Source organism: Gilliamella sp. LMG 34360, from assembly GCF_984568995.1.
This window is the reverse complement of the sequence record NZ_OZ474900.1, coordinates 1,796,292-1,810,169: the sequence shown is the minus strand read 5'-3', so window position 1 is coordinate 1,810,169 and position 13,878 is coordinate 1,796,292. Positions and strand designations below refer to the sequence as shown.

The 13,878-nt window shown below is 27.5% G+C and carries 7 protein-coding genes; 1 reads left to right on the top strand and 6 read right to left on the bottom strand.

Annotation, left to right across the window (positions count from 1 at the left end):
• Window positions 1–72 precede the first annotated feature (72 nt).
• Window positions 73–2,016 (bottom strand): peptidase U32 family protein, encoded by a 1,944-nt coding sequence (locus AC5LW9_RS08145; RefSeq protein WP_493455627.1) that lies wholly within the window; start codon window positions 2,014–2,016, stop codon window positions 73–75.
• 549 nt (window positions 2,017–2,565) lie between these two features.
• Here AC5LW9_RS08145 and AC5LW9_RS08140 point away from each other — a divergent pair.
• Window positions 2,566–3,552 carry a glycosyltransferase gene (locus AC5LW9_RS08140; protein ID WP_198227924.1) on the top strand — a complete coding sequence of 329 codons (987 nt, stop codon included), beginning with the start codon at window positions 2,566–2,568 and terminating at the stop codon, window positions 3,550–3,552.
• Window positions 3,553–3,621: 69 nt separating this feature from the next.
• Here the strand turns inward: AC5LW9_RS08140 and AC5LW9_RS08135 are convergent, their stop codons facing one another.
• The 5 genes from AC5LW9_RS08135 to AC5LW9_RS08115 all read right to left on the bottom strand — a co-directional run bounded on the left by AC5LW9_RS08135 (window position 3,622) and on the right by AC5LW9_RS08115 (window position 13,866).
• Entirely contained in the window at window positions 3,622–7,743 is a 4,122-nt protein-coding gene (locus AC5LW9_RS08135) for a CDP-glycerol glycerophosphotransferase family protein (protein WP_493455626.1), read from the bottom strand.
• 70 nt (window positions 7,744–7,813) lie between these two features.
• Window positions 7,814–8,896, bottom strand: coding sequence for a stealth family protein (locus AC5LW9_RS08130; RefSeq protein ID WP_198227928.1), 1,083 nt, complete (start codon window positions 8,894–8,896; stop codon window positions 7,814–7,816).
• 34 nt (window positions 8,897–8,930) lie between these two features.
• Window positions 8,931–10,145, bottom strand: coding sequence for an acyltransferase (locus AC5LW9_RS08125; RefSeq protein ID WP_493455625.1), 1,215 nt, complete (start codon window positions 10,143–10,145; stop codon window positions 8,931–8,933).
• Window positions 10,146–10,177: 32 nt separating this feature from the next.
• Window positions 10,178–11,371 carry a capsule polysaccharide biogenesis protein gene (locus AC5LW9_RS08120; protein ID WP_493455624.1) on the bottom strand — a complete coding sequence of 398 codons (1,194 nt, stop codon included), beginning with the start codon at window positions 11,369–11,371 and terminating at the stop codon, window positions 10,178–10,180.
• Between the two features lie 404 nt (window positions 11,372–11,775).
• Window positions 11,776–13,866 carry a capsule polysaccharide biogenesis protein gene (locus tag AC5LW9_RS08115; RefSeq protein ID WP_493455623.1) on the bottom strand — a complete coding sequence of 697 codons (2,091 nt, stop codon included), beginning with the start codon at window positions 13,864–13,866 and terminating at the stop codon, window positions 11,776–11,778.
• Window positions 13,867–13,878 lie beyond the last annotated feature (12 nt).

The window sequence follows — 13,878 nt, the reverse complement described above, 5'->3', positions numbered from 1 at the left end:
TATAATCTGTATAATATAAGGCTCATTAAATAATGAGCCTTATATTAAAAATTCTCTTTTTATAATAGAATTTTAACTTTTGACCATTAAAATAATATCACTACCAGGTAATGGCATTTTTAATATATGTTTTTTTATTTTTCCCCAAATTTGCATTTCACAAGCTTTGCAATTAAACTTCAGTAATAATTCTTCATTATTATTTTGCACTAATTTCATGGGTGTTACTTTAGTTTTAACACCTTGTATACCTTTAGCTTGCTTTGGACATAAATTAAAAGCAAATCTTAAGCAATGTTTAGTTATCATTAATGGAGCGTCATCTTTGACTTCGTGGGCTTCATAAGCACTTTCAATTAATTCAACACCGTGTAGACTATAGAATTCTCGAGCTTTTTGGTTATAAACATTAGCTAAAAAACTCAATTGTGTTTCTGGATACATTGGCGTTGGGCTTATTTCTGGTTTTCGTATATTGCGCTTATAATTTGTTAATCTTTCTATAGTGAGTTTATCAATAACTTCTCGTCTTAACTGATTGAGTTGGCTATTACGAATAAAATAAACTTCTGATAAATTTATTTTGAGATCTAAAAGATAATAGATTGTATTTCCTAGTTTAGATATATTTTCTTGAATTTTTTTAAGAATCTTATCTGGCTGAGTAGCAGGTTCAAAATTTCCTTTGAGTGCTAATTCAACACTAATACCCTCTTCACTTATTGCTATTAAGCTAATACCATCAGTACTATTTCGGAGTTCGAATGAAACACCAATGCATCGTTTACTCGAATCTTTTAGTAAATTTTGTTGCCATACATGATCTAAATTTCGATTAACAACATGTGGCAATTTAATAGAATAAAGCTGTTTAGGTATTTCATTAGGGTAAATGCGGTAATGATCTCGTGATATTTTTTCGACTTTGTCCGCTCTAAATCCAAAAATATCACGTTTAATTAATACATTAATTCCATCACCATTATTTAATGTGCTTTTGGATTTAATATCTAAAGTTTTAGATGTAACTTTAGTTATTTCGCCAATTTGTAAACCAATAAATTTTGGGGAATCAAAAGCACCAATATTTGGCTTTCTACCATGAATAAAATAATCTGTACTTCCTCTATGAAATGTTCGATTAGGGTCAGGTGTAAAAAAGTGTTCAACTCGACCGCTAGAAGCAGGAACTAAATCAGATGATTCATCTAAAATTTTATCCAATTTTTGCCGATAAAATGCTGTTATATTTTTGACATAACTCAGATCTTTATATCGCCCTTCTATTTTAAATGATCTTACCCCTGCTTGAACTAACCCAATTAGATTGTCCGATTGATTATTATCTTTCATAGATAATAAATGTTTTTCATAAGCAACAATTCGACCTTTATCATCTTTTAAAGTATAAGGTAATCTACACGCTTGTGAGCAATCTCCTCGATTAGCACTTCGTCCAGTTTGAGCATGAGATATATAACATTGGCCAGAAAAAGCTACGCACAGTGCACCATGTATAAAAAACTCAATGTTTGCATCAGTATTCTGATTAATATTAGCAATTTCAGTTAAATTAAGTTCTCGAGCTAACACAATTTGAGAAAAACCAACATCAGAAAGGAATTTTGCTTTTTCAGGTGTCCGAATATCCATTTGAGTACTAGCGTGTAAATCAATTGGTGGAATATCCATATTCAATATGCCCATGTCTTGGACAATTAAAGCATCGATTCCAGCATCATACAATTGCCAAATCAGATTCCTTGCTGATTCCAATTCATTATCATGAAGTATAGTATTTAATGTAACAAAAATTTTTGCATAATATTGATGAGCAAATTCAACTAATTGTGCAATATCGCCAACCGAATTACCGGCATTATGTCTAGCGCCAAAATTTGGTCCGCCAATATATACAGCATCTGCACCATGTAAAATGGCTTGTTTAGCAATTTCGATATTTTTGGCTGGGCTAAGAAGTTCTAATTTATTATTGGTGCTTTGTTGATGTAGCATTAATGACTCTTTTTAAAAATACAACTTAAAATGATTAGCTCACGAGTAAGAATCGAATGTTATAATTAATTTAGTAATTCTTGTCAAGAATTTTCAGGAAAGCATAGTTTGAGTAAAATTATACCCATACTATTCATTTGTTTTAGTATAACTATCTAGATAACATCCTGTTTATATATATTTATGTTACCTAGCACTTTATTAACGGCAATTATAATGAAAACATTATTAGCAGCAGGATAAATATAATTCTTTTTTACTCGCGATACTCCACATTACTCTGTTAACTAACATCATTAATAAAGCGTTTAAATATTAATATATTTATTAAAAGATAATACTTGTATATAAAATGAAACGAGAATTTAATCTAAAACATATAAGTTATGTAGATTAATTTGACCTAATTATTGCAATAATTAAAATACTAACCTATGGTACTTTAATAGTGAAAATATTTTATATAATTAAATTTATACTATAATATGTAGTTCTATTTTTAGACTTTTCCTTGTTAAGGGATTTTTAAATAATTATTTAGGGAAAAACATGAAAAAACAGGCGGTATTTATTGCGGGCGATGAGAATATTTATTTTCCCGCGCTCGTTGCTTTGGAAAGTATTAATGAACACAATGAAGGTATATTTGATCTGTTTATGTGTTTTGATGGTAGTAAATTGACACCATCTATGCAACAAACATTAAATAAATATTCGATAAATTTTGTTGATACTAAGGAATTAAGCAAATTTGGTATTGAAGAAAAATTTTCGACTATGATTGAAAATCATTGGCCTATTGATATTTTTTATAATTATGCATTACCTATTTATCTTGGTGAATTAGGTTATACTTATTCCTATAAAGTTGATTATGATATTCTTTGTGTTGGTAAATATATATTAGATGAAATAGAACCTTGTGATGTTTTTTTTTCCGGGTGGTCTAATAAAGTAGATTTAGAAAAAGAAAATATTGAAAAAGAAACCATTAAAAAACTCATAGATGAAAATATAATTTCAGGACAAAGTATTGATTACATGAATGTAGGATTTCTTGGTTTTAATAATAAAATTTATACTGAACAAAATTTTTTCGAAAAACTATCTGAAGTTTACCAATTACTTAAAAGAGAGTCTCCTAATGCAAAATTATTAGAACAAATTGCTTTTGCATTAGTCATTGAAAGTACAAAAGGAAAATTCAAGAAAATTCCAGAAACTTATAATCATCGAGTTCTATCCACACGAGAAAGTGATGATAATTTTGAGTTTGATACTAAAAATATCCATTTTATTACAAAATTTAAACCTTGGAAAAAACTTGAAAAAAATATAATCAAATGGTCTATTTTTAATAACGGAAGTCATATATATTTATATAGAAATTTATGGCTTGATTATGCATCCAAAATAGAGGGATTTGAGATTTTCTGCATGGAAAAACCATTAACAGTCAAACAACTTGTAGGAATGGAAATGCATGTTGTTCGATGCTTTAATGAAAAAGTTAACTCATTAAAAAACTTTAATTAACGGATAAGTTATCTTGTTATTTATTGACAACCTCTATATTGATAAAAAGGTTGTCAATTGAATAAAATATCATTTTTTCTCAGAAAATTTAATAATTTTATCTAAATTTGCCATTTCATTACTTACAAACATTGTTAATCCTTTAATGTAACAAGATAAAACTGACGGCGGCATCAACTGGTACTTATTATCAAATATCTTATTTAATAAATTAACTACTTTTTGATAATTTTTCTGAGCAAGGGACACTTTTGCCATTTGTATATGGCATTCTACATTATTAGGAGTGTGTTTTTCGAAATCGTCTAATAACTCATTTGATTTTTCAAATTGCCCTATGTTACGAAAAATATCAGCTAAAATTAATTGTGGTATATATTTTTTCAAAAAATATACAGATGTACTAGAATTTATTAAAGGATTAAGCTGCATAATAGCCCCACCCCAATTTTGTTGTGTCATTTTCATGAGCCCATTTAATATATCTAATTCATTTTGTTCAAATAATCCTTTTTCTAAAAAATCAAAATTAATTTTAGCTGTATGGAGCGAATTGGGGATATAGTAGCAACACGTTAATTGATAAAAAAGATCTATCACTTTTTTATCATTGATTTTTTCCCAATATTGAAACGCTTCTTCCCATTTTTCTTGAGTCATTAAAATAAATGCTTTGGTTTTATTATCTTTAATATCTTCAATCCGGACTTTTACATTATTAAAAAACAGAGATATTTGATATTTTCGATAACCAGCCTCTGCTAACATTTGTTGTGCAAGAATTTTCCAATATCCTTCTTTCTTCAATAAAACTTTAGAGCAAGCTATGATTTCATCCCAATTTGCAGACATATCTAGTGCTTTAATGTAAAGATTCAAAGCTGAAACAGGAATTATCATATAGTTATTATTAAATGTTTTCTTTAAATGAGAGAGCACATTAGAATAATCTTCTTTCATTAGAGATAATTTAATTTTCTGTAATTCGAATTCAAAATTGTCCGTTTTGTGTTTTTCAAAATTAACTAACTGTGTTTGACATTTATCAGGTTCATTATTTTTCCTATATACATCTGCCAGAATTAATTCAGGAAAAAATCTTTTCAAAAAATTATCTTTTACATTACTTTTAAGTAGAATATTTAATTGTTCTATAGCATCATTCCAATTTTCATTAGATGCTGATATTAATGCATTAATTAATAATGACGTTTCTTTATCATATTTTGAGTGTTGCAAAAATTCATTTTGAACTTTAACAACATAATCATTATTAGTTAAATACTGACAACAAATTAACTGATAAAAGAATTTAGAGCTTGAATTTTCCTTTACTTTACTCCAACTAACATAAGCATTCTCCCATTGTTCTAATCCCATAAAAAGAAATGCCTTCACTTTATCATTTTTAATATTATTAATATCAACAGGAAATATTGAAGGTTTTCTCTGATAGTAACATGCTTCTGCTAAAATAAGTTGTGCTATATCTTCTTGAGTTTTATCAAAGGATAATAATCGTTTAGCGCGCTCTATAGCTATTGGCCAATTAAGTTCTTCATACGCCCTTAACAGAAAATCAGCTAGTATTGTAAAATTTACTTCCTCAAGCGCTTCATTAGGTTTATCTAAATCTTCAATAGCTTGAAAAGTCCTTTCACAGCATTTACCATCTCTGTAAGGGTAAACATTTTTAATTCTTGAAAAATACGGTTCTTGAATAGCAAAATCATTTTTAACAATTTCTTTTAAAGCATTAGTCAAATCTTCTTCTGTCGTAACAACAGGACCAAAAGCATGTTTTCTATAATCAAAATAACCTTTAGAAAAAGTATGTTTCCCTGAAAAAAATTCATGTTCATCAAATTGATAGTATATAATCTGTTTTTCAATATATGCCATTTCGAAGGCAATAGATGAATAGTCTGTGATAAGAAGTGTTGATTTCAAAAATAATTCTTGAATGCTACAGTTTTCAGAACGCCATTGTTCTATATATGAGGGTATATTAAATTCGTCCAAGTATGGTTCTATATTTTTATGTAGTGCAAAAATAACTTTTATTCCATCATTCGTTATTTTTTTTAACTCTTCGCTATGTATGAAACTTTTCCAATGTACAGCATAATCAGTTAACATAAAATCAGGATTTTTATCGCGCTCTGAACGATCTGTTTTTGCTTTAGGTAAAATAGAATCACGCCATGTAGGCATTATTAAGATCGTTTTTTTATCTGATGCAAATTTGTCTTTTTGAAAAAATAATGCATCATGCCTTGGTAAACCTGTTAATTTTACTTCTTTATTTGTTAAAAAGTATTTATCGTCAAATGCAATTGAATTGAACTCCGGTTCTGTACTCGTAAGCATTATACTTACATTTTTCTTGGTATTAATCCAATTTGATAAATCGTCTTTAATCACACCGTGTTGTAAAAATACAAATTGTTGATTTAACATTGATCCGTCAGGAAAATAATCATTAACATATTTATCAATATGACTACTCACTACTTTTGATGCCGTTCTTAATAATTTTTTATGTTCAAAGGAGCCAAAGTTTAATAAATTAAAATTATCTTTTTTCAAACGATTCCAATCATGAGATTTGTTAGATAATACATAGTAAATATCTCGCTCTGGATGTGCAGATCTTATATACCGATATAAGTGCTCTGCATTATCGTCAGCTGCAGAATCTCTGTCCATTAAAATCCAATGATCTCTTCTGTTTGTTTGAACGAACTTTGCTAAATTTTCTATCATTTTTTCATAAGAAACCCCAGTATAAAAAAAAGTTCCTTTGATGAAAATTTTTGAATGAACACCATTAAATTTAATTTCAAATTTATTGAAGTTTTCTGGTAACTGAACCCATAGTTTATATGTTGTTACAAAATATCTATCACCAAATGTATGTTTTTTCTTTTTTTGATACTTTGGAATTGTATCATTATTATCAAACAGTATTGCAATATTACTATCATTATAACTATGATACGAGATTAGTATTTCTTTTTTAGCTTGATCATATCTTTCTATATAGGCGATCTGACTTATATCCGTTATACCTTTAAAAAATCCTAGTATTCCTACTTTGAATAAGAACCAAATACCTGCTAAATCAAAACTCAAAATTACTTCTTTATCTATATAAGATAAAACCTTTTTGGCATTTTCATAAAACCTAATTTTTTCATCTTCACTGAGGATATTTAAAGGATTTGGATTATTGATTAAACGTTTACAAATCCAAGCGAAATCATATAAAGCTTGTCGTTGAATAAATTCTGGTATTTGTTCTAATCTTTCCTTATAAAATTCCAAAACAAATATTGGACCGCGTTCTAAAGCATCTAAAAATTTACGTTTATCATTCCAAGATGTATCTAAGGTTGAAGAATTGTCATCTCTTTTTCTATAATAATATTTAGCGGAAGGTAAAAAAGCTACTTTTAGTGCTTTAACATAGTATATGTATTCTGAAGCAAAACGTGCATCTTCAAATGAAGGTTTCAATCTAGTGTCAAAAAATAAATCGTTTTCAAGAATTACTTGTGTAAGAAATACTCCTGAATTAACGGACATCACGATATTTTTTCCAAACTCAAAATTAGAGTTATATTTTACTCCATTTGCAAAACGATATTTTAGTGGATGTGTATCACTGTATTGATCAACATTTTCATTATAAAAAATGAAATTGCAACTAACCATTCCTATATCTTCAGGATTTTTATCCAACACTTTTGCAATTTCTTCAAAATAATCTAAACTGACAAAGTCATCAGGATCCATGAAACTTACCCATTTAGTTTTTACATAATCCATACCGAAATTACGTGCAGATGCTTGTCCACCATTTTCTTTATGAATATAAGTAATATTATTTGGATATTTTTTTATCCATTTTTTAATGAGCTGTGCAGAATTATCTTTAGAATCATCATCGACTAAAATTAAATGAATATGATCCTCAAATCCAATAGTTTGATTGACTAAACTTTCAAAATAATCATTTAAATATCTCTCTACGCCATAAACTGCTGATACTACAGAGAATTCTTGTCCTGTTTTGTATTTTATTGATGGGGCATGCTTTAAAATATAATTTTGCCTTTTTACATACATATCTGAGAAAAAAAGCTTAGGATTCTTTTTTAATTTATTCCATTTTTTTATTATTGACATAATCTTTTAAGACCCTATAATTCATGAAGTTAGCCGATTAAAGAAATAATTTTAATCTGTTATTATTTATTTAAATATAAAATCTACTCAAAAACTTTATTAAATTATCTTTGTAGTTTTTTTCATTAATATTTTTTGCTGAAAAATCATTTGCACAAAAAGAATGAGGCAATGACTCATATCTATTACTAAGGAAAGTATAATTAGTTTTAGCTGTTGATGAACGTACATTGAAATAGTAACAAATATCACGTGACAATTTGGATTTACCTTCTAAATACATCATCCAAGGAACTAGGAATGTCGCTAAATTGAGATCATTTTCATATCTAAATCGATTGGGAAGAAATCCATTAATTTCATTTGTAAACAATGTCCAAGCTAACTCGAAATATGATTTCTTTAATGGAACATAAGTATGAGCTAATGGATTATTTATTTTTTTATTATATTTTTTTAATAGTAAATTACGACAATTTAAACTAGCAGATAAAGTTGGAGTATTAATACCTTTCTGAATCATTTGATCCAAATTTTTTTTATTTAAAAACAAAGATGACAAATTATTGCCACTTAAAAAATGTGTTTTAGGTAGTTTTCTGGCAATAAACACATCATCATTAAAGTAAATAAAATTTTCAGACAATCTAGGAATATTATGTAAATGTGCTTCAATAACATGAGAGTTAAATGTGGGAAGATATTTATGATTTATTATTTGCTTGTGATCAATTATTTTAACTTTATTGGACAAAGGAAATTCTGGAATTTGTTCATCTGTAACTAAATATATTGAGTTTACCCAAGGTATGTGAGATTCAATACTTTTTATTACATAGTATAGTTCACCATGATTTTCAAATCTTGAATTATCAATCGATAAATGATTAATATCACTTTTACTATGAGCTTTATAATAATTTAGCTTTTTAATCCAATTGGGATCATTATTATTAACCCATGTAATAACCACATCAATAGTTTCTGAACATTGATTTTCATAAATGTTATATAACCTAAAATCATCCGTGATTAATATATTTTCATTAATAACATTGTGACCTTGTTCATCAAATGATAAAGGATATTTATTTATAAAATAGTCCCTAAGAAAAATACCTGGATTTCTTACAAATTTATTGAATTTACTCATACTATCAAATTAACATTTACTCATAATACAAAACTTATTTTAATTTTTTACTTACTTTCTCAAAATAAACAGAGTGTTTAACACAATATAACTTTAAAATAATTTCTGAATCTTGAAAAACTGACTCTTTCAAATTTTCAATTTTTAGATCACTGTAATATTCCAATTCTTTAAAGGTTGACTTCACCCCTAATTTATAAATACCATCAGGAATATCATCAATTAATAAACCTTCATTTTTAAATGTAAACATTCCAGCTTTATCATAACTAATATAATCTCCATTAAATAATTTCCGACTAATATTTGGATCTGAAAATTTTGCTAACTGTTTTTGATAACATGAATTCTCTTTACTAAATAATAAGAAGTTTTTTATACAAGGAGTATAATCAGGGCAAGGGATGCCAATAATAGCAGCGATACCTGTTAAATAGAGTTTATTGTTTTTTAATAAAATGTTATACAATTCAACATAATGATGACATTTTTTTTCATCAATAGAGTCTTTTATAGGTGAGAGTTTATAGATATTATGAAATACTCCTTGGCCTACATATATTGGCTTATTTTTAATTGTCTTATTCCAATAATGCTTTTGCGCTTTTATTTGACTAGCATGTGTTCTAATCCAGGGCTCAGTTAACATGATATTTTGCCGTTCCCAAGCAATATCTTTTTTAGTGGTCCTAGCAGGAGATCCAACAATTACACAATTGTTTGGATATTTTCCTTTTACAACGCTGGCAAAACCAATTACAGAACCTTCACCTATTTGACTACCAGATAAAACGACAGAATTAAAAGCAAACCATACATGCTCACCTATAATGATATCTTTTGATTTATTTACTCGATCTCCTGTATTAACATCATAAATTGCATGAGCATCATCCGAACGAATTTGATTACCTGTTGCGAACATGCAGTCATCTCCAACTACAATTTTCGTTTTTTCTGCTGATGTTATATATATTTTATTAGTACAAGTTACATTATCGCCAATGTTAATATTACAACAATAACCAGCTCTTATTTGCCCTGATAAGTTTCCATTTTCACCAATCATAATAACTGCATTATGTGATGGAAAATCAAAATTAATATTACGAATTTTACTTGTATCAGCAATGATTAATTTATTGTTTCCGCCAACAAAATTCACTGTAACATTATGTAAATTTTTAGGCGCGAAAACCAAATTTCCATTATGGTCCGAATAATTACCAATTATATTTATATTTTCCATTCTAGTTTTCTCGCTAATATTTTCGAAAGAAATTAATTAATGTCCAACTCAAAATCAGTATAATAAACTGATCCCTTTATCTGGGATTTACTACATAAATAAGTTCGATAACGTTCAAACAATTCAGCATCAGGTTTTTGCCCTTCTTTCCAGAAATAATGGAGCCCTTTTTGAAAAGTTAGTCCTTTTATATCATAATGAGCATTACCTAATACCTTAACTGGTAATCCATGGATAAGCGCTGAAAGTCCACAAGTACTGTTAACTGTAACTAATCCTTTGGCTTTCCTTAACAAAACAGGCATAGGAATACCATGCATATATATTATTCTTTTACTAACACCATATCGTTCAGCTAATTTTTTAATCAATTTTCTATAGTTATTAAAACCTTCATCCATTGGGTGATGCTTAATAAGTAGATAACTTTTATCATCAGCAAACATAGAGAAGGATCGAATAACCCTAAAAATATATGATCTCATTGAATGGTAGTAACTGTGAACTTGTATTTGAAAATCTTGATCACATTGCAATGGAAAAATATAAAATGGATTATATTCGTCATTAACCACTTTTTTTGTTAATCTTGGCAATATTAGTCTTGACTTAAATTTTCTTATTAATGCTAAGCTCCAATGAAAAGCATAAAAAGTTAGTGAGTTTTTTCTGTGATGTATATAATTTGGGTATTGCCGTCTTTTTAAAAACATTAAAATATAATAAACACAAGTATAGTAAACCATCGTATAAAAATGTGATTTTTCTTTGTTTTTCTTAAAAGAGGTAATTTGAATATTTTGATAAAAATCGTAATTTTTAGGAATTAGAGAAAAGCCATTCACACCATTTTTTTCAAACGTAATATAATGTGGTCTTAAATAGCCTTCTTCAAAAACCCAAAATGATAAACTTGGGTTGGAATTAACTACTAATTTAGCTATTTTGTGGTAAGCTCGACAATCACCAAAAACAACAATTGCATTAATATTATATTTTTCAATATAATCGACTAAAAATTGATGAAATTTGGCAATCGGTTCATAAAAAGACATACTATTCCGCGGAAAGAAAAACTCATCGCCTCCATTTAAATTAATCTTATAAACTTTACATCCTTGATTTTGTAACCATTTTGCAACATTTTTAAAAAATGGACCAACAGGTCCTTGTAACAAAAGAATATTTTCTTTCGTTTGAACTAACTCATATAAATAATGACTCATTCCATAATTCACATAATAAATTATTTCGCATAAAAAAACATATTATTTGTTATAAATACAAGTATATAATTTATTAATCTAGTTCCTTTATAAATCCATTTATGAAACCAAAAACTTGCATATAATTTATTAATTTATGATTATAAATATAACTTTATTCTAAGGTTTAGTTTCAATAATAATTAATGTAATAAAACACAATAATATTTATTATTAATTTACTATTATGATAAGCTAATATTAAATTTTTGTAAAATTTATTAGAATTATTTTTGAGCAAATTGCATGTTTGAGTAAAAGATGTTAGTAAATGGTAATAATTTCTCTATTTTTTAAAATAATTAGATAAAATTTCACATAGTAAATTATATTATAACATTCATAACGTTTTCAGACTTATTTAATCAATTTTTACTAAACTTTATTTTAACAATAAGATGGAGGATGTGCTTTATTTTTTGAAGTTGCTTTTTTAACCAAAATTGGTTAATTAGTCGTGTCTTTTCTAATTTTTCATTATTTAAATATTTAACCAATGTTTCTGGATCTGTGAAATCTAGAGATTTAGGATGAATATATATCGAATATTCATACATCACAATATAAATTAACTCATCTAATGATAAAATTCGACGCCTAAGAGAATTAGGATATAAATCTGTAGTTAATCCCCAACCTGAATAAAATGGTTGACCATAGCAAACAACTTTTTTATGACGGATTAATGCTTCGAAACCTGCTAATGATGTAATTGTATGAATTTCATCAACCTGCTCAATGCAATGAATAATATCAGCAAATTCAATAATATCATTCACATATTTTTTTAATTCCGTTTTATTTATCTCCCCTATTCTATTACCACTTAAAACATCAGGATGAGGTTTATAAATAATATAAGCGTCTTGATTTTTTTTTCTAACCATTTGAACCAGTTCCAAATTGGTTTTGATTATAGGTGATCCAAATATTATCGACGCATCGTCTTCAACTTGACCAGGTATTAATATTATTTTTCTTTTTTCATGATTAGGTTTAATATTCTTTTCATTACCAACATTATATTTGCTTATTTTTGTTTCAATTATCAATTTTTGTAATGATTTAGCTTTTTCTTGCTCTTGTTTTGTCACCACTCTAGTCGCTAATAATGACTCTAATTCGCTAATTTTTTGAGAATTAAAATATATACCTAACCCATCTATCACTAAGGAATATGGCATTACTAAATTAGAGCCTAATCCTATTGATCGAATAAAGCCATCCTCTATACGCATAATACAAAATTTTTCGTTCTGAATAATTGGAATAATACTTTTTTTACCTTGTCCCCAGATTAATATTTTTTGGGATTTGACATCATGATTTAATTTGTTGTCATTTTCAATCTTTCTAAACTTATTAATAGAATAAAAATGAATTTTGACTGAAGGAAGATTTAAATATGGCAGTAATACGTGTTTTTTCCAGAATGAAAATCCAACTAATTTAACTGAACCACGAAGTTTATTATTTAATTTTTTAATTTTAGTGAGATAATTAATAACGTCGAATATTGTTCCTTTTTTACCTGTATATGGATTTATATATTGGCAATATAGGATATAACTTGCTACAAATAATTCGGTAATAGTCGCCTCTGTTCTTCTTTCATTATTTTTTAAACTTTTTATATTTTTATGTCGATCGTCTGTCACTCCCCATCCAGCATACCATGGTAATCCGAAGGTAATAACTTCTTTACCTAATAAAAGAGCTTCAAATCCCATATGAGATGTGACTACATAAACTTTATCAATTTGTTTTAACAATGAAATAGGATTAATATCCTCGCTGAGTAAAACTATTGAATTTTTATTTAAATTACTTGTTAAAAAACCTTCTTTATAACCATTAATAACATCTGTATGTGTTTTAACATATATGGTTGCGGTAGGATTTTCCTGTAATGCTTTATCTAACATTTCAAGAAAAGTTTGTTGATCTGCATCACCATATTTGACAGACATATCACCAACAGTTTGATCAATTACTAAAACTTTCTCATTTTGAAGATGATGTTCATTACTGAAACCTGTAAAGTTTGGCGCGTGATTGTATTTTGTTAATTCATTGTCAGTTATTAATTTTATCGCTTGTATTGCATAATCTAAATGGAGAACTAGACGGCTTTTATCTTTTATCAATTTTTCTAATTCTGAGGGAAAACGAGCATCATAATAAATACCTGTACTATCAGCTATAAGTGATAATGGAGAATACCCCTCTAATCCCAAACCCACAGAACGTAAAAAACCATCTTCAAGCGAAATAAACGGCAGTTTATTTTCTGTTGCATATTTTCTTGCTTTTTTTGTAGTTGGGCGAAGTCCCCATCCAGCAATTGCATTAGCTTGTTTTTTATTTTTCTTATCTGTAAAAATTAAATCAGGAAAAAAATGATTAATGTTTTTAATTTTGATGATTTTTTTCGAAAAAACAGCAACTTTTTGCATAAGAAAGCGAAT